Origin of the sequence: Streptomyces gottesmaniae (assembly GCF_031845845.1) — a bacterium.
Lineage (GTDB): Bacteria > Actinomycetota > Actinomycetes > Streptomycetales > Streptomycetaceae > Streptomyces > Streptomyces akebiae.
In genome coordinates this window covers 26,044-48,582 of the sequence record NZ_JAVRFJ010000016.1, presented here as the reverse complement: position 1 = coordinate 48,582, position 22,539 = coordinate 26,044, and the positions used below count along the sequence as shown (strand labels likewise).

The window sequence follows — 22,539 nt, the reverse complement described above, 5'->3', positions numbered from 1 at the left end:
GAGCAAACGCTCAGTCGGTGGACGATTGTTCCAGACGGACCACGACGGACTTGCTGGCAGGGGTGTTGCTGGTGTCGGCGGTGGAGTCGAGCGGCACCAGCACATTGGTCTCCGGGTAGTAGGCGGCCGCGCAGCCCCGCGCCGTCGGGTAGAGCACCACCCGGAAGCCGGGGGCGCGCCGCTCGACGCCGTCCTTCCACTCGCCCACCAGGTCCACGTACGACCCGTCGGCGAGCTTCAGCTCCCGCGCGTCGTCGGCGTTGACCAGCACGACCCGGCGGCCGTTCCTGATGCCCCGGTAGCGGTCGTCCAGGCCGTAGATGGTGGTGTTGTACTGGTCGTGCGAACGCAGCGTCTGCAGCAGCAGGCGGCCCTCGGGCAGCCGCGGGTACTCCACCGGCGCGGCCGTGAAGTTGGCCTTGCCGGTGGCGGTGGGGAAGCGGCGCTCGTCGCGCGGGGCGTGCGGGAGGGCGAAGCCGGACGGGTCGGCCACGCGCGCGTTGAAGTCCTCGAACCCGGGCACCACGCGCGCGATGCGGTCGCGGATCGTCGCGTAGTCCTTCTCGAACTCCTCCCACGGCGTACGGCTGTCCTCGCCGAGGACCCGCCGGGCGAGCCGGCACACGATGGCCGGCTCGGACAGCAACTGCCCGCTCGCGGGCTCCAGTCGGCCGCGTGAGGCGTGCACCATGCCCATGGAGTCCTCCACGGTCACGAACTGCTCGCCGCCGCCCTGGAGGTCGCGCTCGGTGCGTCCCAGGGTGGGCAGGATCAGCGCCCGCGCGCCCGTGACCGCGTGCGAGCGGTTCAGCTTCGTCGACACGTGCACGGTCAGCCGCGCACGGCGCATCGCCGCCTCCGTGACCTCCGTGTCGGGGGACGCCGAGACGAAGTTGCCGCCCATCGCGAAGAACACCTTCGCCCTGTCGTCGCGCATGGCCTTGATGGCCCGTACGACGTCGTAACCGTGCTTCCGGGGCGGCGCGAAGCCGAACTCCCTCTCCAGGGCGTCCAAAAACGCCGGGGCGGGCCGCTCGAAGATGCCCATCGTGCGGTCGCCCTGCACGTTGGAGTGGCCGCGCACCGGACAGACACCGGCGCCGGGGCGGCCGATGTTGCCGCGCAGCAGGAGGAAGTTGACCACCTCACGGATGGTCGGCACCGAGTGCTTGTGCTGGGTGAGACCCATCGCCCAGCAGACGATGGTCCGCTTCGAGGCGAGGACCATGCGCAGGGCCTCGTCGATCCGCTCGCGCGTGAGACCGGTCGCGGTGAGCGTCTCGTCCCAGTCGGCAGCGCGGGCCGCCGCCGCGAACTCCTCGTACCCGTGGGTGTGTTCGCGGACGAACTCCTCGTCGACCGCGCCCTCGGTCTCCAGGATCAGCCTGTTCAGGAGACGGAACAGGGCCTGGTCGCCGCCGATGCGGATCTGGAGGAACAGGTCGGTCAGCGCGGCGCCCTTGAGCATGCCCTGCGGTGTCTGCGGGTTCTTGAACCGCTCCAGACCGGCCTCGGGCAGCGGATTGACGGTGATGATCTTCGCGCCGTTCGCCTTGGCCTTCTCCAGCGCGGAGAGCATCCGGGGGTGGTTCGTCCCCGGGTTCTGCCCGGCGACGACGATCAGGTCGGCCTTGTAGAGGTCCTCCAGCAGGACGCTGCCCTTGCCGATGCCGATGGTCTCGGAGAGCGCGGAGCCCGACGACTCGTGGCACATGTTGGAGCAGTCCGGCAGGTTGTTCGTGCCGAACTCCCGGGCGAACAGCTGGTACAGGAACGCGGCCTCGTTGCTGGTCCGCCCGGAGGTGTAGAAGAGCGCCTCGTCGGGGGAGTCGAGGGCCTTCAGCTCCTCGGCGACGATGTCGAAGGCGCGGTCCCAGGACACCGGCTCGTACCGGTCGCCCCCCTCGGGGAGATACATGGGGTGGGTGAGCCGCCCCTGCTGCCCCAGCCAGTAACCACTGCGCGTGGCGAGATCGGCCACGCTGTGGGCGGCGAAGAACTCCGGGGTGACCCGACGGAGCGTGGCCTCCTCGGCGACCGCCTTCGCGCCGTTCTCGCAGAACTCCGCCGCGTGCCGGTGGTCCGGCTCCGGCCACGCGCAGCCCGGGCAGTCGAAGCCGTCCTTCTGGTTGACCCGGAGCAACGTCAGCGCGGTCCGCTTCACGCCCATCTGCTGCTGCGCGATCCGCAGGGTGTGCCCGATGGCCGGCAGCCCGGCCGCCGCGTGCTTGGGCCCCGCGACCTGGGGCGCGTCCTGAACCGGATCATTCTTCGGCGCCTTGCCGGCCATGACTGCTCCCCATTCGCATACACGTGCTGTTCGGGCTGGTGGCTACGTCTCCGATCCTCGCACGTGTCATCGGAGGGGCACGAGGGCGATCGGAGAGGGGGGTGGTGGGGGAGCGGGGGCGCGGTGGGCCGGGATTGAGGAGGGGCTGTGGGGCGGGTGTCGGACCGAGGCGGGCGGGGCGGGGGCTTGTGCCGGGGCCAGGGGTTGTACGGGGCCGGGGGCTTGAGCCGGTGCAGGGCTTGTACCGGGGCGGGGCTGAGGCGGATCGGTGGCTGGGACTGTGGAGATGCTGCGCCGAATCGGGGCGGACTGAGGGGACTGGGCAGGGCGGATGGTGGCCGGGGCGTGGGTCGGGGCTGACGCGGTCAGGCGGCGGGGCGGGGTGTGCCGGGGGCCGGGACCGAGGCGGAGCGGTCGCCGAGGCTGTGGCTCGGCGTGGGCCGGGGCGGCGGTGGGCACGTGGCCGGTCGGCGGGCCTCGGGGGCGTGGCCTGTCGGTGGTCGGCGGTCGGCGGTCGAGCTCGGCGGGGCCTGTGGCGGGCTCCCGCCGCCCCCCACGGTCCGCCGTGACGGTGATCGGCCGGTCGCGGTGTCGGTGCCCGGCGGCGAACCAGCCGGGGCCGGGTCTCACCGCGGTCCTCCGCACCTCTCTGGGCCCGGCTGTCAGTGGCACGTGGCCGGTCGGCGGGCCTCGGGGGCGTGGCCTGTCGGTAGTCGGTAGTCGGCGGTCGGCGGTCGGCGGTCGGCGGTCGAGCTCGGCGGGGCCCGTGGCGGGCTCCCGCCCCCCACGGTCCGCCGTGACGGTGATCGGCCGGTCGCGGTGTCGGTGCCCGGCGGCGAACCAGCCGGGGCCCGGTCTCACCGCGGTCCTCCGCACCTCCCTGGGCCCGGCTGTCAGTGGCACGTGGCAGGATCGGGGTCGTGGCAGAGACAGGATCGAAGAAGACCGACAGCACCCCCGGCGGCAGCCGTCCCCGGCTCATGCTCATGGACGGGCACTCGCTGGCCTACCGCGCGTTCTTCGCGCTGCCCGCGGAGAACTTCACGACGGCGACGGGCCAGCCGACCAACGCGATCTACGGCTTCGCGTCGATGCTGGCGAACACGCTGCGCGACGAGGCCCCCACCCACTTCGCGGTCGCGTTCGACGTCTCCCGCAAGACCTGGCGCTCGGAGGAGTTCACCGAGTACAAGGCGAACCGCTCGAAGACCCCGGACGAGTTCAAGGGCCAGGTCGAGCTGATCGGCGAGCTGCTCGACGCGATGCACGCCGTCCGCTTCGCCGTCGACGGCTTCGAGGCCGACGACGTCATCGCCACCCTCGCCACCGAGGCCGAGGCCGAGGGCTTCGAGGTCCTCATCGTCACCGGTGACCGCGACTCCTTCCAGCTCGTCAGCGAGCACACCACCGTGCTCTACCCGACCAAGGGCGTCTCGGAGCTGACCCGGTTCACCCCGGAGAAGGTGTTCGAGAAGTACGGTCTCACCCCGGCCCAGTACCCGGACTTCGCGGCCCTGCGCGGCGACCCGTCCGACAACCTCCCCGGCATCCCCGGCGTCGGCGAGAAGACCGCGGCGAAGTGGATCAACCAGTTCGGTTCGTTCGCCGATCTCGTCGAGCGCGTCGAGGAGGTCAAGGGCAAGGCCGGGCAGAACCTCCGCGACCACCTGGAGGCCGTCAAGCTCAACCGCCGCCTCACCGAGATGGTCCGCACGGTCGAACTCCCCAAGGGCGTGGGCGACCTGGAGCGCGCCGCGTACGACCGCAAGGCCGTCGCGATGGTCCTGGACACCCTGGAGATCCGCAACCCCTCGCTGCGCGAGCGTCTGCTCGCCGTCGACCCGGGCGCCGAGGAGGCCGACGCCGGCTCGCCGGCCGCCCCCGGCGTCGAGGTGGACGGCACGGTCCTCGGCACCGGCGAACTGGCCCCGTGGCTCACCGAGCACGGCACGGACGTCCTCGGCGTCGCCACGGTCGACACCTGGGCGCTCGGCACCGGCTCGGTCGCCGAGATCGCGCTCGCCGCCGCCGGGGGAGCGGCCGCCTGGTTCGACCCGACGCAGCTGGACGAGACCGACGAGACGGCGTGGGCGGCCTGGCTCGCCGACACCGCCCGCCCGAAGGTGTTCCACAACGCCAAGGCCGCCATGCGGGTCTTCGCCGAGCACGGCTGGACCGTGGCCGGCGTCTTCATGGACACCGCGCTCGCCGCCTACCTGGTCAAGCCGGGCCGCCGCTCCTTCGACCTGGACGCCCTCTCCCTGGAGTACCTGGGCCGCGAGCTGGCGCCCGCCGCCACGGCCGACGGCCAGCTGGCCTTCGGCGCGGACGAGGGTGCCGAGGCCGATGCGCTGATGGTGCAGGCCCGCGCGATCCTCGACCTCGGCGGTGCCTTCGGGGAGCGGCTGGAGGAGGTCGGCGCGGCGGAGCTGCTGCGCGACGTCGAGCTGCCCACCTCCGCGTTGCTGGCCCGGATGGAACGCCACGGCATCGCGGCGGACCGGGCGCATCTGGAGGCCATGGAGCAGATGTTCGCGGGCGCCGTGCAGCAGGCGGTGAAGGAGGCGCACGTGGCGGCGGGGCACGAGTTCAACCTGGGCTCGCCCAAGCAGCTCCAGGAGGTCCTCTTCGGCGAGCTGGGCCTGCCCAAGACCAAGCGCACGAAGACGGGCTACACGACGGACGCGGACGCCCTCGCCTGGCTCGCCGGACAGACGGACAACGAACTGCCGGTCATCATGCTCCGCCACCGCGAGCAGGCGAGGCTCCGGGTCACCGTCGAGGGCCTGATCAAGATGATCGCCGGGGACGGCCGGATCCACACCACCTTCAACCAGACGGTCGCCGCCACGGGCCGTCTCTCCTCCGTCGACCCGAACCTCCAGAACATCCCCGTCCGCACCGACGAGGGCCGGGCCATCCGTCGCGGCTTCGTCGTCGGCGAGGGCTTCGAGTCGCTGATGACGGCGGACTACAGCCAGATCGAACTGCGCGTCATGGCCCACCTCTCCGAGGACGCGGGCCTCATCGAGGCGTTCACCTCCGGCGAGGACCTGCACACCACGGCCGCCGCCCAGGTCTTCGGGGTCGAGCAGTCGGCGGTCGACGCGGAGATGCGCCGCAAGATCAAGGCGATGTCGTACGGCCTGGCCTACGGGCTGTCCGCGTTCGGCCTCTCCCAGCAGCTGAACATCGAAGCGGGTGAGGCGCGGGCCCTGATGGACGCGTACTTCGAGCGGTTCGGCGGCGTGCGGGACTATCTGCGCCGGGTCGTGGAGGAGGCGCGGGCGACGGGGTACACGGCGACGCTCTTCGGGCGTCGGCGCTACCTGCCCGACCTCAACAGCGACAACCGGCAGCGCCGCGAGGCGGCGGAGCGGATGGCTCTGAACGCACCGATCCAGGGCACCGCCGCCGACATCGTCAAGATCGCCATGCTCAACGTCGGCCGCGCCCTGGACGAGGCGGGTCTCGCCTCCCGCATGCTCCTCCAGGTGCACGACGAAATCGTCCTGGAGATCGCCCCCGGCGAACGCGAGCGCACCGAGCAACTCCTCCGCCACGAAATGTCCAACGCGGTCCACCTGCTGGCCCCGCTGGACGTCTCGGTGGGCCACGGCCCGGACTGGGAGTCGGCGGCGCACTAGCCGACGGAGGTGGGGTGGGTGCGGGGGGCGTTTTCGGGTGCGGGTGCGTGGGGGCTGGTCGCGCAGTTCCCCGCGCCCCTGAAAAGCAGGGGCTGCGCCCCGTGCTTTTCGGCCCGAAAGGCCGTAGGCCTTTCAGGGGCGCGGGGAACTGCGCGAGAAGCCCCACCGGAGCCGCACCCGAAAACGCACCCACGACCCCCCGCCTGCTCACCCGACCGGCCCACATCAGGCCGCCCCGGCGGAGCACAGCCGTAAGGATGCCCGCATGGGCATACGCACGCTCCGCCGTCGTACAGCGACAGCTGCCACCCGCCTGTCAGGGGTGCGAACCCGCCTCACCCGCGGCCCCTGGAACCGCATCCGCGTCCGGCGGCCGCACAGCCTCTACCCCTGGCCGCTGACCCACCCCCTGGCGGCCCTCCTCGGCCACGTCCCGCCGTACGCCGCACGCGCCGCCAGACCCCGCATCCCCAGCGGGGCCCCGGCCCGGCGCCCGGTACTCAGCGGCGGACCGAACTGTCCGCCTCCGCGTCGACGGCGGGAGCCGCGACGGCGGGAGCCGGGCGCCGCACCCTGACCCCGACGCCGTAGAGAACCAGGCCGACCACCAGCCCGGCGCCCGCCCCGAAGCACACGGTCGGGATGACCTCGTACGGCTTGGCGACCGACCCCCAGTGCGCCCACCACCGGGCCACCCGCTGCGCCGCGGCGACCAGCGCGCACCCACCGATGACGACGCCCGCCACCCACCGGTCGGCCGAGGAGAGCACCGGCACGCCCACGGGCTCGCCCACCGGCTGCCGACGCAACGCCCGCACGACGAAGACGGCGAGCACGACCGCCGCGACCGCGGAGCCCCCGTACTGGAGGTACCAGTAGAGCGGCGAGCCCGCGATCTCCTCGCCGAGGACGGGGAAGAGCCGCATCCCCCACCGGTCGAGATGCGTGAAGGCGTCCCACACCACATGGGTCAGCGAACCGAGGGCGGCCGACACGTACCACCACAGCGCCACCGGCGGGCTGAACCGCCGCGCGCCCGTCCCGCACCGCACGAGCGCGGCCACCCTGCCCTGCCGCCTCCTCGGCAGCAGCGCCACCAACGGCTCCCGGAGCATCAGCCACAGCCCGACCAGCGCCCAGGTGACGAGCACGTCGACGGTGAAGACCCCGGCGAAGGAGTGCGTGACATCCCCGAACTCCATGGCCTCGGGCAGCACACTCGCCACGTAGTAGGTCATGTCGGGCGCGAACGAACCGGCCACGAGCACCGAGGGCACCAAGGGCCCGCGTCCGGTCCCGTTTCCCCGCAGGGCGGGCAGTACGGCGGCCGCGTGGCTGAGCGTGAAGGGCAAGTCGTCCCCCTGTGACGGACTTTGGCCGGACGGGTCGACCGGCGATGACCGGTCGCCAGTATGCGCGACCGGGTTTCGGCCCTCGGAAGGACGTCCGCGGACAGCAAACCGATAAGGCCAATCGGTGAATATCGGGCACGAACGGGTGTCCGGGCGACGGAAGTTGTCGTAGGGTCGCCTGGGCCGTCGCGCCGGTCGGTGCGGTGGTCACCGGAGTTCTGGAAATGGAATGCCGGAACAGCGCAACCAAGACCGGAACTCCGGAGTCGGTGTACCTGGGCGGGGAAGCCGGCCCGGCGAAACCGAAAGAAATACCCGAGACAGCACGAGACGGGAAGAACGCCAAGGCGTTCGGTCACCGGGAGGGGTTCACTCAATGGCGGCGCAGTTCGGTTTGAGGCTCCGCAAGGGGGCGGCCACCACCGTCCTGGCCGCGGCCACGGTGGCGGCGATGGCCGCCTCCCAGGCCCCGGGGGTGACCACCGACGGCGCGGGCAGACAGACCACGGGCTCGCCCTCCCCGGAGATGAGCACCCAGGCCGACGAGACCGCCTCCGGCAACTCCCGGTACTACACCGACCTTCCGCCCCTCGACAGCCCCAACCCGTCGACGGGGACGGGCGACGGCTCGGGCACGACCGGCGGCTCCGAGCGCGGCATACCCGCGACCGTCCTCGACGCCTACAAGCAGGCCGAGGCGTCCCTGCGCGAGGCCAAGCCCGGCTGCAACCTGCCCTGGCAACTCCTCGCCGCCATCGGCAAGGTCGAGTCCGGCCAGGCGCGCGGCGGCCGTGTCGACGCCGAGGGCACGACGATCGGCAAGATCCTCGGTCCCCAGCTCAACGGCAACGGCTTCGCGAACATCAGCGACACCGACGACGGCGCCTACGACGGCGACCGCACGCACGACCGTGCGGTCGGCCCCATGCAGTTCATCCCCTCCACCTGGGAGTGGGCGGGCCGCGACGGCAACGACGACGGAGCCGAGGACCCCAACAACGTCTACGACGCCGCCCTCGCCGCCGGCCACTACCTGTGCCGCTTCGACTGGGACCTGTCGAACGACGCCAACCTGCGCAGCGCGATCCTCAGCTACAACAACTCGACGGAGTACTACAACACCGTCATGAGGTGGCTGGAGCACTACCGCGGCGGCACCCACGAGATCCCGGACGGCACCGGCTCCCTGCCCCGGAATCCCAGTGGCGGGAACAGCAACACCACCGGCAACAGCGGCAATGGCAACGGCAAGGGCAACAACGGTGGCGGCAACTCCACGCCGAGCCCCAAGCCGTCGCCCCCGTCGAAGCCGCAGAAGCCGGGCGGCGGCGAGCCGGGCGGCGGCGGCAGCACCCCGAAACCGCCCACCACCACACCGCCCGCGACGCCGGAAACCCCCACGGACACCGTGCACCACCTGGAGAACGCGGGCGCGTCCAACCTCACGGCCATGGCCGGGGACACCTTCACCGGCAAGCTCGCCACCCGCACCGAGACCAAGGCCGGCAAGGCCGTCGCCAAGGTCCGGGTCCGCTTCACCGTCGTCGGCGACACCGACACCACCTTCATCGGCGGCGAGAAGGTGGCGACCGTGATCACCGACAGCGCGGGCAAGGCCACCGCCCCCGCGCTCGTGGCCGGCGAGAAGACCGGCACCGTCACGGTCCGGGCCACCGTCGTGGGCCGCGCCGTGACCGCCCTGGACCACAAGGTCACCGTCACCGCCCGCCGGGCCGACGCCCTCGCCCGCACGGGCACGGCCGCGCTGACCTGCGTGACGAACGGCGAGTTCGCCGAGCAGATCGGGCTCAAGGCCACCTACCGGGGCGAGGTCGCGGACAAGGTCGCCGTCAAGGCGACCCTGATCAAGTCCGTCCTCGACCCCACCGCGAACGACAAGGGCCCCTACTTCGGCAAGGACGCCGCGGGCAACCCGATCCGCACCCTGACCGCCCTGAAGACCGACGCCGACGGTCTGCTCACGCTCCCGAAGCTCTACTCGGACGACGCCACCGGCACGTTCCTGCTCCGCGTCGAGACCGAGGGCGGCGCGACCCTCACGCTCGAACTGAAGGTGGAGGCCCCGGCCGAGACGACCGAACCCACCCAGCCCACCGAGACGACCGAGCCGACGACGCCGAGCCCCAGCGCGTCCTAGACCCCCCGGCCCGTCCGTACGGCCACGGCGGCGCCCCACCCGGAGGTGGGGCGCCGCCGCCGTGTGTGCGCGACGTGTTCTCATCTCGCCCGCCCGTTGCTACGGTGCCGGACCTGACGAAGTATCAGTTCCCGTCCTGAGGCCCGTAGCCGGGAGGTCCGTATGCGCGCCCTGATCGCCGCCGCGACCGGTCTCGCCCTCGCGTTCGCCCTGGTGTTCACGCTCACCGCGCTGGGCTCACCGACGGGGAAGACCTCACCGAAACCACTGCTGACGACGGTCCCCGCACACCCGTGACCCGCCAGGGAGGGAGGCCCGAGATGCGCCGTAGGGCCGGTCTGATCCTGCTCGCGCTCGCCGTGTTCTTCACCGCGCTGTCCCCACTGCTGCGCTGGTACGCCTTCCCGAACCTGGCCAAGATTCCGGCGAACCAGTACCAGGACATGGTCCTGGAGGCAAAGGACGCCACCCTCCTCGACTACGGCACGATGACCGCCCGTACGGTGCCGAAGGTCACCATCGTGCAGACCCTCAAGGGCAACGTGGAGGCCTCCGAGGAGATCGAGAAGACGACCGACCGGGACGTCGTCGTCTGGGACGGACTGTCCTACGTCCAGGGCCCCGACGGCGAGATGGTCTCCCGCATCCCCGAGCGCTACATCTTCGACGCCCACACCCAGGAACCCGTCCACGCCAAGGGCGAGATGGTCGACGGCGACCCCGTGGAACGCCAGGGCCTGGAGTTCAAGTGGCCCTTCCTCACGGAGAAGAGGGACTACGAGTACTTCGACGCCCAGGCCCGGATCACCGCCCCCATCCACTACAAGGGCACCCAGGACTTCCGCGGCGTCGAGGTCTACTACTTCGAACAGACCATCCCCTGGACCGAGGTGCCCTTCCCCCGGACCATGCCCGTGGAGGGCATCACCCGGGAGACGGTCGCGCAGACGGGCACGACCCGCTGGTACACCACGGTCCGCAAGTTCTGGGTGGAACCCGTCACCGGAGCCCCCGTCTACGGCGAGGAGATCCACAAGGAGGAACTGCGCGGCGGCACGCTCCTGGGCGACCGCGAGAAGGTGACCGCCTTCGCCGGTCACGTGAAGATGCGCGAGGACTACATCGAGCACACCGTCGACCTGGTCACGTCCCAGCGCACCCTCGTCCTCCTCATGACCTCCTACCTCCCCTGGGGCTTCCTCGGCCTCGGCCTGCTGCTCCTCGCCCTCTCCCTCTACGTCGAGGCCCGCGGCCGCAGGCCCGGCGAACCGGAGTCGGCGAGGCCCCCGGCGTCCGAGCCGGTCAACGCCTGAGCCGCGCGTTGGTGTACCGGGTGGGCTCGGCCGTCGCCGGGTCCTCCGGCCACGGATGCCTGGGGTACCGGCCCCGCAGCTCCGCCCGCACGGCCCGGTACCCGTCCCGCCAGAACGAGGCGAGATCGGCGGTGACGGCGGCGGGCCGCCCGGCGGGGGACAGCAGATGCACCAGCACGGGCACCCCGGCCAGTACCGGCGACTCCCGCAGCCCGAACATCTCCTGCAACTTCACCGCCAGCACCGGCTGTTCGGGCCGGGAGTAGTCGACCCGGATCCGGGACCCGCTCGGCACCTCGATCCGCTCGGGCGCCAGCTCGTCCAGCCGGACGGCGTCCCCCGTGGCCCACGGCAGCAGCCGCTTCAGCCCCTCCCCGGCATCGATCCGCCCGAGGTCGGCCCGCCGGCGGGCCCGGCTCACCTCGGGCTCCAACCACTCCTCCACGCGCGCGTGCAGGGCGCCGTCGGACACATCGGGCCACGGTTCACCCAACCGCTCCCGCAAGAACGTCAGCCGCTCCCGCAACCGCGCCGCGTCCTGGGACCACCGCAACAGCCCGAACCCCTCGTCCCGCAGTCCTTCCAGCAACGCCTGCCGTACGCGTGCGGGCGCCGCCTCCCGCAACGGCCGCACCGCCAGCTCCACCGCCCCCAGCCGCTCCACCCGCCGCGCCACGACGTCCCCGTCCCGCCACGCGACCTCCTCGTCCCGGCGGTACAGCTCCCCGGCCGCCTCCCGGGCGACCCCCTCGTCGACCGCGACCCCGAGCCGCACGCGCGCGTGCCCGCTCCCCACCGCCCGATCGGCCACGGCCACGGCGATCCAGGCCACCCCTCGCAACCCGGACCCCTCCGCCACCTCTGCCCGGGTCCCGGACACCATCAGAAACGCCCCGCCCTCCTCCCGGGCCACCCTCTCGGGGAACGCCAGCGCCGCCACCACTCCGACCCCCCGATCGCCCCCGGCACCCGCCGGCGTCCCACCCGGCCGGGAGCCCAGGGCCGGGGCGGGGCGGGAAGGAGGCCCGGCCTCGGGCGCGGACGAGGACGCGGTCCGCAGCCGCCGGACCTCGGTGCGCCAGCGAGCCGCGTAGGCGTCACCCCCGTGCCGGGCGCGGCGCAGCGCGGCGGCCAGGTCGTCGCCGTACTCCCGCGGCGGCTCCTCGCTCAGCAGCGCGACCACCTCGGCCGCGCACTCGGCTCCCACCAGCGGCGTCGCGTCGAGGAGTGCGCGGGCGAGCCGCGGGTGGAGGCCGAGCCGGGACATACGGACACCGCGTTCCGTGGCGTGCCCCGTGGGGGAGACGGCGCCGATCGCGGAGAGGACGTTCCGGGCCGCCGCCATCGCCCCACCGGGCGGCGGATCCAGCAACGCCAGCCCGGTGGCCTCCGGGTCGCCCCAGCACGCCGCCTGCAACGCGAACGCCGTCAGGTCGGCCACCTTGATCTCCGGCGAGGGAAAGCGCGGCAGGCGGGCGTCCTCGGCCTCCGCCCAGCAGCGGTAGACGGTGCCCGGGGCCTCGCGCCCCGCCCGCCCGGCCCGTTGCCGTCCGGCCGCCCGCGAGGCCCGGACCGTCGTCAGCGAGCCGATGCCCCGCGCGTGATCGACCCGCGGCTCGCGCGCGAGCCCGGAGTCGACGACCACCCGCACTCCGGGCACCGTCAGCGAGGACTCGGCCACCGACGTCGCCAGCACCACCCGCCGCCGCTCCCCGCCCGCCAGCACCGCGTCCTGCACCGCGGTCGGCGCCCGCCCGTGCACCTGGAGCACCTCCACGTCACCGAGCCCGCCCAGCTGTCCCGCCACGCGCGTGATCTCGCCCACCCCCGGCAGGAAGCACAGGACGTCGCCCTCCCGTTCGGTCAGCGCCCGCCGCACCACCGACGCGACATGCGTCAGCGCCGCCGGGTCCACCCGCATCCCGTGCGGCGGCCGTACCGGACGGGCCGGCGGCGCCCAGACCACCTCGACCGGATACGACACCCCCTCGGCCGCCACCACCGGCGCCCCGCCCAGCAGCCGCGCCCAGCCCTCGGCGTCCGTCGTCGCCGACGCCGCCACCAGCCGCAGCTCGGGCCGCAGCGCCGCCCTGACGTCGAGCAGGAACGCCGCGACCGTGTCCGCGTCCAGATGCCGTTCATGGCACTCGTCGAGCACGACGACGTCGACCCCGGGCAACTCCTGGTCCCGCTGCAACCGTTGCAGCAGCACGCCGGTCGTGACGACCTCCACGCGTGTGCGGGGCCCCACCACCCGCTCGCCGCGCACGGTGTGGCCGACGCTCTCGCCGACCTTCTCGCCCAGCAGCCACGCCATCCGGCGGGCCGCCGCCCGCGCCGCGATCCGCCGCGGCTCGGCGACGATCACCCGACGCGCCGGCCCGCCGTCCGACAGGCCCGCGAGAGCCAGGGGCACCAGCGTCGTCTTGCCGGTGCCGGGCGGCGCCACGAGGACAGCGGTGCCGTGCCCCTCCAGGGCGTCGGCCAGCGAGGGCAGGGCAGCACGAACGGGCAGCGCGTCCAGGGCGTCGTAACGGATCACGCCCCCAGTGTGTCGCGTGCCCGTCTCAGTCCCGCTCGCACACGAAGATCGCCGTCCCCGGGATCAGCTGACCGCGCAGCGGGGACCAGCCGCCCCACTCGGAGGTGTTCCAGGCGGGCCACTCCGGCTCCACGAGGTCGACCAGCCGGAAGCCGCCGGCCACGACGTCCCGGACGCGGTCGCCGATCGTGCGGTGGTGCTCCACGTACACCGCCCGCCCCCGCTCGTCCTGCTCGACGTACGGCGTGCGGTCGAAGTAGGAGGAGGAGACGGACAGACCCTCCGGGCCGGGCTCGTCGGGGAAGGCCCAGCGGATCGGATGGGTCACCGAGAAGACGAAACGGCCCCCGGGGCGCAGGACGCGGCGGACCTCCCGCAGCACCCGCACCGGGTCGGCGACGAAGGGCAGCGCCCCGTACGCCGAGCACGCCAGGTCGAAGGAGGCGTCCGCGAAGGGCAGATCGCCCGCGTCGGCGCACACCAGGGGGAACGCTCCCCCGATGCGCAGCGCGTGCTGCAGCTGGCGGTGGGACAGGTCCAGGGCCACCGGGCGGGCCCCCTGGGCGGCCAGCCAGCGCGCGCACTGCGCGGCCCCGGCGCCGATCTCCAGGACGTCCTTGCCCTTCAGCTCCTCGGGCGGGCCCAGCAGCTCCGCCTCGATCTCGTCGAGCCCTTCCGGGCCCCACACGAAACGGTCGTCGCCGAGGAACGTGCCGTGCTCGACCTGGTAGTCGTCGGCGTTCCGGTCCCACCAGCCCCGGTTGGCCCGGGAACTCTCCGTCACCCCGGCGTCGCGCCGGGTGGCCTCCGCTTCGTCGGTCCCGGCGGCACCGGAGGCCCCGTGGGCCTCGACGGCTTCGTGGTCAACGGGCTCTTGGATGATCGGCTCCCTCGTCGTACTCTTCCGTAACCTGCGTGCCGCGACCCGCTCCGGTGGTGTCACGAAAGGGGTCTCCCAGGCCTGCGTGGCCTCAAGGGACAGGTTTTGTGCCGGGTATGCGGCGTTCCGCCCCGGGTGTGCGCCTTCGCGCATTGACCCTGCCTGGCTGCCCCCGTATGCTACAAGTTGCGCTGCGGGCCTGCGCACCTCAGACGTAGCAGGCTGCGCTCGCATCTGTTGTATGTCCCCTCGGTTTTCGAGGCGCCACCGGCTTTTCGTCATGGGGCGCTTCCTTGGCTGTCCGGCTTCTTCAGAGCGATACGGGCTCCCGGCGTAGCAGTACCTACGACTCACTGTCCGTACCGGAGCCCTTTCCCACATGACGAGCAGCACCGAGACCACCGCCACCACCCCGCAGGTAGCGGTCAACGACATCGGTAACGAGGAAGCCTTCCTCGCCGCGATCGACGAGACGATCAAGTACTTCAACGACGGCGACATCGTCGACGGCGTCATCGTGAAGGTCGACCGGGACGAGGTCCTGCTCGACATCGGTTACAAGACCGAAGGTGTCATCCCGAGCCGCGAGCTCTCGATCAAGCACGACGTCGACCCCAACGAGGTCGTCGCCGTCGGTGACGAGATCGAAGCCCTTGTTCTCCAGAAGGAGGACAAGGAAGGCCGCCTGATCCTCTCGAAGAAGCGCGCCCAGTACGAGCGCGCCTGGGGCACCATCGAGAAGATCAAGGAAGAGGACGGCATCGTCACCGGTACCGTCATCGAGGTCGTCAAGGGTGGTCTCATCCTCGACATCGGCCTCCGTGGCTTCCTGCCGGCCTCCCTCGTCGAGATGCGCCGTGTCCGCGACCTCCAGCCCTACGTGGGCAAGGAGCTCGAGGCGAAGATCATCGAGCTGGACAAGAACCGCAACAACGTGGTCCTGTCCCGCCGTGCCTGGCTGGAGCAGACCCAGTCCGAGGTCCGCCAGACGTTCCTCACGACCCTCCAGAAGGGTCAGGTCCGCTCCGGCGTGGTCTCCTCGATCGTCAACTTCGGTGCCTTCGTGGACCTGGGTGGCGTCGACGGTCTGGTCCACGTCTCCGAGCTGTCCTGGAAGCACATCGACCACCCCTCCGAGGTCGTCGAGGTCGGCCAGGAGGTCACGGTCGAGGTCCTCGACGTCGACATGGACCGCGAGCGCGTCTCCCTGTCGCTGAAGGCGACCCAGGAAGACCCGTGGCAGCAGTTCGCCCGGACCCACCAGATCGGCCAGGTCGTGCCCGGCAAGGTCACGAAGCTGGTTCCGTTCGGTGCGTTCGTCCGCGTGGACGAGGGCATCGAGGGTCTGGTCCACATCTCCGAGCTGGCCGAGCGCCACGTGGAGATCCCGGAGCAGGTCGTCCAGGTCAACGACGAGATCTTCGTCAAGGTCATCGACATCGACCTCGAGCGCCGTCGCATCAGCCTCTCGCTGAAGCAGGCCAACGAGTCCTTCGGTTCGGACCCGGCCTCGGTCGAGTTCGACCCGACGCTGTACGGCATGGCCGCGTCGTACGACGACCAGGGCAACTACATCTACCCCGAGGGCTTCGACCCCGAGACCAACGACTGGCTCGAGGGCTACGAGACCCAGCGCGAGGCTTGGGAGGGCCAGTACGCCGAGGCGCAGCAGCGCTTCGAGCAGCACCAGGCCCAGGTCATCAAGTCCCGCGAGGCCGACGCCGCTGCCGCGGCCGAGGGCGGCGACGCCGCGGGTGCGGCTCCGGCCGCGGGTGGTGGCGGCTCGTACTCCTCCGAGGGTGCGGACACCTCCGGTGCCCTCGCCTCGGACGAGGCCCTGGCTGCCCTGCGCGAGAAGCTGGCCGGCGGCCAGAGCTGAACGCTCACGGCTGATCGTTAGCCGATAACACCTCGGGCCCGCATCCACCTCGGATGCGGGCCCGAAGTGCGTCCCGGGGCGGGGTGTTGAAACCTCTCCCCGAGCAACACGCCACCGGCCGCGCCCACTTCGCCGGTGACCCGATCGGCCTCACCCCCGACCGCCGGCGCGGGCGTTCGTGCCGGGCCGTGTTCGGGAGGCGTTGCGGGGAATGCCGGGGCCCGCTCCCGCGTTGTCGAGTACGAACACGAGGAGGAGCGTTCACAGTGCTTGATCCGCAAGGTTTGTACGCATGGGAGCCGAAGGGCCTGGCAGTCGTCGACATGGCGCTCGCCCAGGAGTCGGCGGGACTTGTCATGCTCTACCACTTCGACGGATACATCGACGCGGGTGAGACGGGCGACCAGATCGTCGAACGGCTCCTCGGCTCGCTGCCCCACCAGGTGGTGGCCCGCTTCGACCACGACCGGCTCGTGGACTACCGGGCACGCCGCCCGCTGCTGACGTTCAAGCGCGACCGCTGGAGCGACTACGAGGTTCCGGCCCTGGAGGTGCGGCTCGTCCAGGACGCCACCGGAGCACCGTTCCTGCTGCTGTCCGGTCCCGAGCCGGACGTGGAGTGGGAGCGTTTCGCGGCCGCCGTCCAGCAGATCGTGGAGCGGCTCGGCGTGCGCCTGTCGGTGAACTTCCACGGCATCCCCATGGGCGTCCCGCACACCCGCCCGGTCGGCCTCACCCCGCACGGCAACCGGGCCGGGCTCGTCCCCGGCCACCGCAGCCCCTTCGAGGAGGCCCAGGTGCCCGGCAGCGCCGAGTCCCTCGTGGAGTACCGCCTCATGGAGGCCGGACACGACGTGCTGGGCGTCGCCGCGCACGTGCCGCACTACATCGCCCGCTCGCCCTACCCGGACGCCGCCCTGACCGTCCTGGAGGCCGTCACGGCCGCCACCGGCCTGGTCCTGCCCTCCGTCGCCCACGCCCTGCGCACGGAGGCGCACCGCACGCAGACGGAGATCGACCGGCAGATCCGGGAGGGCGACGAGGAACTGGTCGCCCTCGTGCAGGGCCTGGAGCACCAGTACGACGCCGCCGCGGGCGCCGAGACGCGGGGCAACATGCTCGCCGAGCCCGTCGAGATCCCCTCCGCCGACGAGATCGGTCGGGAGTTCGAGAAGTTCCTGGCCGAGCGGGAGGGCGAGGGCTGAGCCCCGAGAATCAAGGTCTCCCGCAGTCGTGTCGGCGGCAGGGCCTATGCTGCCGGGCATGCTGAAAGTGGGTCTGACCGGCGGCATCGGCGCCGGCAAGAGCGAGGTGTCGCGGCTGCTGGTGGAGTGCGGCGCCGTGCTGATCGACGCCGACCGCATCGCGCGTGAGGTCGTCGCTCCGGGCACCCCCGGGCTCGCGGCGGTCGTCGAGACCTTCGGCGAGGGCGTCCTCGCGCCGGACGGCGGCCTGGACCGCCCGAAACTGGGCTCCATCGTGTTCGCGGACCCGCAGAAGCTCGCCGCGCTGAACGCGATCGTGCACCCGCTGGTGGGCGCCCGCTCCAGAGAGCTGGAGGCCGCCGCGGCCGAGGACTCCGTGGTCGTCCACGACGTCCCCCTGCTCGCCGAGAACGGCCTCGCACCGCTGTACGACCTGGTGGTCGTCGTGGACGCGGCCCCCGAGACCCAGCTCGACCGCCTGGTGCGTCTGCGCGGTATGACACCGGAGGACGCCCGCGCGCGCATGGCCGCCCAGGCGACCCGCGAGAAGCGGCTGGAGATCGCGGACATCGTCGTCGACAACGACGTACCCCTCGACGACCTGCGGCGACAGGTGCGGGAGGTGTGGGCGGACCTCACCCGTCGGGCCCACGCGCCCCGGGAAGGATCCGAACACCCACAGGAATAGCGGGGGCGCGGGGGGCGTTGAACCGTCCCAGCAAGGGAAGGACTCAGCCGTGCCCGAGACCAGCGGTTCCACCGGACGTACTCCGGAGACGCATGTCATCGACTTCCGTGCCGCCGAGCATCTGCTCGCCGCGAAAGACCCGCGGGGCGCGGTGAAGCTGCTCGACCGCGTCATAGCCGAGCACCCCGAGAACACGGCCGCCCGCCTGCTGCGCGCCCGCGCCTTCTTCGCCGCGGCTCAACTGCGGCCCGCCGAGCTGGAGTTCACCATCGTCCTGGAGCGCGAACCGGACAACGCGTTCGCGCACTTCGCCCTGGCCCGCACCTATCAGCGCCAGGCCCGCGACGACCAGGCCAAACGCCACTTCCGGCTCGCCGCGGCCCTCGACCCGAACCCGCAGTACCTGGAAGCGGCCCGGTTCGACTCCTGACGGCCGGGGCGCCGCTACGGCTGGTGATGCCTCGGCGGCTGGTACGGCGGGACGTCGCGGCCCGGCTGGTAGTGCGGGCCCTGACGGATGTGGCGCAGGACCATGATTAGGTCGACGGTGACGATCAGCCACAGCACCCCGCAGGCGACGGCCCAGCCGGTACGGCCGACGACAGCGAAGGCCGCCGTCCCGGCGATCGCCCAGACCATGCCCCATACGCTCAGCCAGAGCCGCATCCGCAGAGGACTGCGCGCTGTCGTCGGTTCACTGCCGGTACGCATCGGATCGCCACTCCTCCTCGTCCTACTCGGAAACGTACTCCCCGTCCCGCACGTTTCTCCACCGGACCGACGGGAACGGGGAGACGATGGTGCTGCTGGACGCGGTGCGGGCGGACGAGAGGCTCGCCGACTGGCTCAAGGGCCTGGAGGGGAGCGGGAGCGTCTCCGGAGCGGAGGCGCGGCTGCCGGACGCCGACGACGGACTGCTCGACGCGCTGGTGGACCTCGCCGTGCCGTACGAGGACATCAACGACCTGATCGCGCTGCGCCGCACGCTGGCGGCCGACGAGGGGGCGACCTGGCTGTTCGGGCGGTGCGTCGACGGCCTGGTGCGGGACATGGGCCGGGTCGGCAAGGGGCTGCGACTCCTGCCGCTGCCCCTGGAAGCGGGCCCGCTCGGCCGCTACTTCCATGTGTTCGTCCTCGTGGCGGCCCTGCCGTACGTGCGCGCCTACCACCGCGAGCGCGCGATCCCCGACGACGTCTCCCGGCGCACCCTCGCCGACCTGGGCCGAGGTCTGGTGCTGCACCGCCGGCGGTACGGCGTGGGCGGGCTCGTCGCGCCGACCTGGTACTCGCTGCACTTCCACGGGGAGCTGTTCCAACTCGGCCGGCTGCAGTACCAGCGGGCCCGGGTGGGCGGACGGGAGGGCGTCGCGCTGGCGGCGGCGGGCCTCGCCCTGGGGCCCGGGGACCCCTGCCTCGACCTGCACATACCCGACTACGCGGGGCCCCTGACGCCGACGGCGTGCGACCGGTCGCTGGCGTCGGCCCACGACTTCTTCGCACGGCACTTCCCGGAGGAGCGGTACACGGCGGGCTGCTGCCACTCCTGGCTCCTCGATGCGCAACTGCGGCGCTATCTGCCGACGGACTCCAACATCGTCCGGTTCCAGCAGCGGTTCCGCGTCGCCGACGGCACCGGCGAACCCGAGGACGACCTGCCGCTCCGGTTCGTGTTCGGTGACCCCGACCGGCCGGTGGAGACACTGCCGCGCCGCACGCGTCTCGAACGGGCCGTGGTCGATCACTTGCGCGCGGGCGGGCACTGGTACAGCGGGCACGGCTGGTTCGCCTGGTGAGACGCCCGAGCTCTGCCCGAACCGAGCCGGCGGGGACACGCAGATTCACTCCATGGGGTGAGACCTGACAGGAACGCCCCCTGGCCGCCCGGCCGTTGGACGGATATGGGCATTCACATGCGTGAGGGGTACGAGGGGACCGGGTCCGGCGCGATCACCCCCGACGGCTGCGCGGTCGAGCTGTACACGCGGCTGCCGGTGGGCGACGAACCGGAGGTGATCGCGGGCGTCGCACCCGCGGGTGCGCGCATTCTCGAACTGGGCTGCGGGGTGGGCCGGATGACCCACCCCCTGATCGAGCGGGGGTTCACCGTCACGGCGGTCGACGAGTCGGCGGAGATGCTGGCGCGCGTGCGCGGCGCCCGCACCGTGCATGCCTCGATCGAGGAACTCGATCTGGACGAGACGTTCGACGTGGTGCTGCTCGCCTCCTTCCTCGTCCACACCGGGGACCCCGAGGTGCGGCGGGGGATGCTCGCGACCTGTCTGCGGCATCTCGCGGACGACGGCTTCGTACTGATCCAGCGCGAGGGGGAGGACTACCACACGAAGGTCCCCCGGGAGCGGGTCGACCCCCGAGGCTTCACCATCCGCATAGCCTCGACCGAACCGGTCGGGGACGGCGTCAACTCGGTGGTGGCGGAGTACTTCTTCCCGGACGGCGAATGGACCCAGACGTTCCGCTCGCGCCCCATGACCAAGGAGCAGTTCGAGGAGGCGCTGGCGGAAGCCGGGCTGACGGTGGACCGGTATCTGACGGAGGACCGGATCTGGGTGAAGGCGGTGCCGGTGGGGTGAGAGGCGGCCGGGGGCGAAGACTCTCGGCGTGAATTCCGGTCGGGCGGCGATGAGTCCGGTGGAGTGGTCCGGTCTACCTCTGTGACAGCGAACATCCACCCGCTTCACTCAGGAGATCCCATGTCCGAGACCACCGCTCCCGTCACCCGCGCCGCGTCCGCCACCGGCTCCGCCACCCCTGCGCGGGCCGTCCCGCGGGGCAAGGGCGCCCGGATCTCGCTGCGCGCGCTGCAGATCGCGCTCGCGCTGTTCTACGGGTTCGCGAGCGCCCTGCCCAAGCTGATCGCGCACCCGTCGGCCGTCGAGTCCTTCGAGACGCTCGGCTGGGGCAGCGCGGGGATGTACACCATCGGTGCGCTCGAACTGGCGGGGGCTGTCGGGCTGTTGATCCCCGTGCTGGCCCCGGTCGCGGCGGTGTCGCTGAGCGCGCTGATGGTGGGGGCGTTCCTCACGCAGATCACCGCCTTCGACGGGGAGTACGCGGCGACACCGCTCATCCTGATCGTCCCGCTCGCCCTGATCGCCTGGGTGCGACGCCACGACGCGGCCGGACTGACGAAGCTCGCGCCCGGCCGTCGGGCGTGACCGTCGCGGCCGGGCGGCGGGGCGAGCGACGGCCACCGGTGGGCCTCCGGCGGGCGGACGACTCAGGTGGGACGGCGATGACGGTCGGCGTTCGCCGCCTCGGCCAGGCCCCGCAGGCGCTCCATGTCCCGCCGGTCGCGCTTGGTGGGGCGGCCGGCGCCCCGGTCACGGATCCCGGCCGGTGCGACGGCCTCGCGGGGCGGGGGCGGCGGGGAGTTGTCGACGTAGCACTCGGCGGCGACGGGCGCGCCGACCCGCTTGCGGATCAGCCGCCGCACGATCACGATCCGCTCGTGGCCCCCGGCCTGGCGCAGTCGTACCTCGTCGCCGACGCGCACCGCGTACGCGGGCTTGACGCGTTCGCCGTTGACGCGCACGTGCCCGCCACGGCAGGCGGTGGCGCCCATCGAACGGGTCTTGACCAGGCGCACGGACCAGATCCAGCTGTCGATGCGCACGCTCTCGCCGCTCGCCGGACGGGCCGCCTCGGCGGACGCCGCCGTCGATCCGTCGGAGCCCCCGTTCGTCACGGCCGGATCGCCCGCCCGCTCCCGCGTACCTTCAGAAGCCATGCCTCGACCTTAGCTCCCGGCCGGCCGCACGGGGGAGGCGATCACCGGACGTACCGTGGAGAGATGGACGGCGGCGGCAGCGGTGGTGACGACGTGGTGGCCGACAGCGGATGCGATGGCGATGGCGGCGGCGAGGGCGCCGGGCTGGCCGCGCTGGACGCGCGGATCACCGGATGCCGGGCCTGTCCCCGGCTGGTCGAGTGGCGGGAGGAGGTCGCGCGCACCCGTCGGGCCGCGTTCGCCGACCAGGAGTACTGGGGGCGGCCGGTACCGGGCTTCGGACCGGCCGACGCCGCGCTGCTGATCGTCGGGCTCGCGCCCGCCGCGCACGGGGCGAACCGGACGGGCCGGATGTTCACCGGCGACCGCTCGGGCGACGTGCTGTACGCGGCGCTGCACGACGTGGGCCTGGCCTCACGCGCCACGGCGACCGCCGTGGACGACGGGCTGGAGCTGTACGGCGTACGGATCACCTCGCCCGTGCACTGCGCGCCGCCCGCGAACAGGCCGACGCCCGAGGAGCGGAACACCTGTCGGCCCTGGCTGCGCCGGGAGCTGGAACTGCTGCGGCCGACGCTGCGGGCCGTGGTCGTCCTCGGTGCCTTCGGCTGGCAGGCCGCGCTGCCCGCGCTCGCCGAGGCCGGTTGGGCCGTGCCCCGGCCCCGGCCCGTCTTCGGTCACGGCAGCCACGTACGGCTCGACGGTCTCGACCTCTTCGGCTGCTTCCACGTCAGCCAGCGCAACACCTTCACCGGCCGCCTGACCCCCGCCATGCTGCGGGACGTCCTGCGCACGGCGGCGAGGTCGGCGGGGCTGGCGGTCGCGTCGTAGGCGAGG

Annotated in this window: 18 protein-coding genes; 12 read left to right on the top strand and 6 right to left on the bottom strand. The window is 72.3% G+C overall.

Going from position 1 to position 22,539, the window contains the following annotated elements; translation table 11 throughout:
* Positions 1 to 10: 10 nt before the first annotated feature.
* Positions 11 to 2,290: an FdhF/YdeP family oxidoreductase gene (locus RM704_RS19435; protein ID WP_033528033.1), complete on the bottom strand. Its 2,280-nt coding sequence runs from the start codon at positions 2,288 to 2,290 to the stop codon at positions 11 to 13.
* 920 nt (positions 2,291 to 3,210) lie between these two features.
* Between RM704_RS19435 and polA the strand changes: the two genes are divergently transcribed.
* Positions 3,211 to 5,937: a DNA polymerase I gene (gene polA, locus RM704_RS19430; RefSeq protein WP_033527108.1), complete on the top strand. Its 2,727-nt coding sequence runs from the start codon at positions 3,211 to 3,213 to the stop codon at positions 5,935 to 5,937.
* Positions 5,938 to 6,437: 500 nt separating this feature from the next.
* Here the strand turns inward: polA and RM704_RS19425 are convergent, their stop codons facing one another.
* Positions 6,438 to 7,289, bottom strand: coding sequence for a DUF4184 family protein (locus RM704_RS19425; RefSeq protein WP_033527107.1), 852 nt, complete (start codon positions 7,287 to 7,289; stop codon positions 6,438 to 6,440).
* A gap of 376 nt (positions 7,290 to 7,665) precedes the next feature.
* Here RM704_RS19425 and RM704_RS19420 point away from each other — a divergent pair, with 376 nt between their 5' ends.
* From RM704_RS19420 to pgfA, 3 genes are all read left to right on the top strand, one after another.
* On the top strand, positions 7,666 to 9,447 hold the full coding sequence (locus RM704_RS19420) for a lytic transglycosylase domain-containing protein (RefSeq protein ID WP_033527106.1): 1,782 nt from the start codon (positions 7,666 to 7,668) through the stop codon (positions 9,445 to 9,447).
* Between the two features lie 162 nt (positions 9,448 to 9,609).
* The gene (locus RM704_RS19415) at positions 9,610 to 9,744 is read left to right on the top strand and encodes an SPW_0924 family protein (protein ID WP_107072277.1); all 135 of its coding nucleotides are present in this window, start codon (positions 9,610 to 9,612) and stop codon (positions 9,742 to 9,744) included.
* Positions 9,745 to 9,767: 23 nt separating this feature from the next.
* Complete coding sequence (gene pgfA / locus RM704_RS19410) at positions 9,768 to 10,760, top strand: cell envelope lipid trafficking protein PgfA (protein ID WP_033527105.1); 993 nt, start codon at positions 9,768 to 9,770, stop codon at positions 10,758 to 10,760.
* On the opposite strand, the gene hrpB is transcribed toward pgfA, so the two are convergent.
* Both hrpB and RM704_RS19400 read right to left on the bottom strand, forming a co-directional pair.
* Positions 10,750 to 13,302 (bottom strand): ATP-dependent helicase HrpB, encoded by a 2,553-nt coding sequence (gene hrpB, locus RM704_RS19405; RefSeq protein ID WP_033527104.1) that lies wholly within the window; start codon positions 13,300 to 13,302, stop codon positions 10,750 to 10,752. The two genes, pgfA and hrpB, sit on opposite strands and share 11 nt — an antisense overlap.
* A 25-nt stretch (positions 13,303 to 13,327) precedes the next feature.
* Positions 13,328 to 14,245, bottom strand: coding sequence for a class I SAM-dependent methyltransferase (locus RM704_RS19400; protein WP_192829647.1), 918 nt, complete (start codon positions 14,243 to 14,245; stop codon positions 13,328 to 13,330).
* Between the two features lie 316 nt (positions 14,246 to 14,561).
* Between RM704_RS19400 and rpsA the strand changes: the two genes are divergently transcribed.
* The 4 genes from rpsA to RM704_RS19380 all read left to right on the top strand — a co-directional run bounded on the left by rpsA (position 14,562) and on the right by RM704_RS19380 (position 18,384).
* The gene (gene rpsA / locus RM704_RS19395) at positions 14,562 to 16,061 is read left to right on the top strand and encodes a 30S ribosomal protein S1 (RefSeq protein ID WP_033527102.1); all 1,500 of its coding nucleotides are present in this window, start codon (positions 14,562 to 14,564) and stop codon (positions 16,059 to 16,061) included.
* A gap of 266 nt (positions 16,062 to 16,327) precedes the next feature.
* Positions 16,328 to 17,266 (top strand): PAC2 family protein, encoded by a 939-nt coding sequence (locus RM704_RS19390; RefSeq protein WP_033527101.1) that lies wholly within the window; start codon positions 16,328 to 16,330, stop codon positions 17,264 to 17,266.
* A 58-nt stretch (positions 17,267 to 17,324) separates the two neighbouring features.
* On the top strand, positions 17,325 to 17,954 hold the full coding sequence (coaE, locus tag RM704_RS19385; protein ID WP_033527118.1) for a dephospho-CoA kinase: 630 nt from the start codon (positions 17,325 to 17,327) through the stop codon (positions 17,952 to 17,954).
* 49 nt (positions 17,955 to 18,003) lie between these two features.
* Positions 18,004 to 18,384: a tetratricopeptide repeat protein gene (locus tag RM704_RS19380; RefSeq protein ID WP_033527100.1), complete on the top strand. Its 381-nt coding sequence runs from the start codon at positions 18,004 to 18,006 to the stop codon at positions 18,382 to 18,384.
* A 14-nt stretch (positions 18,385 to 18,398) separates the two neighbouring features.
* On the opposite strand, the gene RM704_RS19375 is transcribed toward RM704_RS19380, so the two are convergent.
* Positions 18,399 to 18,665 (bottom strand): DUF6343 family protein, encoded by a 267-nt coding sequence (locus tag RM704_RS19375; protein ID WP_033527099.1) that lies wholly within the window; start codon positions 18,663 to 18,665, stop codon positions 18,399 to 18,401.
* A gap of 89 nt (positions 18,666 to 18,754) precedes the next feature.
* On the opposite strand from RM704_RS19375, the gene RM704_RS19370 reads away from it, so the two are divergent.
* The 3 genes from RM704_RS19370 to RM704_RS19360 all read left to right on the top strand — a co-directional run bounded on the left by RM704_RS19370 (position 18,755) and on the right by RM704_RS19360 (position 21,130).
* Complete coding sequence (locus RM704_RS19370) at positions 18,755 to 19,747, top strand: acyltransferase domain-containing protein (RefSeq protein ID WP_033527117.1); 993 nt, start codon at positions 18,755 to 18,757, stop codon at positions 19,745 to 19,747.
* A 117-nt stretch (positions 19,748 to 19,864) separates the two neighbouring features.
* Positions 19,865 to 20,545, top strand: coding sequence for a class I SAM-dependent methyltransferase (locus tag RM704_RS19365; protein ID WP_311590905.1), 681 nt, complete (start codon positions 19,865 to 19,867; stop codon positions 20,543 to 20,545).
* A gap of 120 nt (positions 20,546 to 20,665) precedes the next feature.
* Positions 20,666 to 21,130: a DoxX family protein gene (locus RM704_RS19360; protein WP_052145998.1), complete on the top strand. Its 465-nt coding sequence runs from the start codon at positions 20,666 to 20,668 to the stop codon at positions 21,128 to 21,130.
* Positions 21,131 to 21,192: 62 nt separating this feature from the next.
* Here RM704_RS19360 and RM704_RS19355 read toward each other — a convergent pair whose 3' ends face one another.
* Positions 21,193 to 21,702, bottom strand: a complete 510-nt coding sequence (locus RM704_RS19355) for an RNA-binding S4 domain-containing protein (protein ID WP_033527097.1) — start codon at positions 21,700 to 21,702, stop codon at positions 21,193 to 21,195.
* A gap of 63 nt (positions 21,703 to 21,765) precedes the next feature.
* Between RM704_RS19355 and RM704_RS19350 the strand changes: the two genes are divergently transcribed.
* Positions 21,766 to 22,533, top strand: a complete 768-nt coding sequence (locus tag RM704_RS19350; protein ID WP_311590903.1) for a uracil-DNA glycosylase — start codon at positions 21,766 to 21,768, stop codon at positions 22,531 to 22,533.
* Positions 22,534 to 22,539 lie beyond the last annotated feature (6 nt).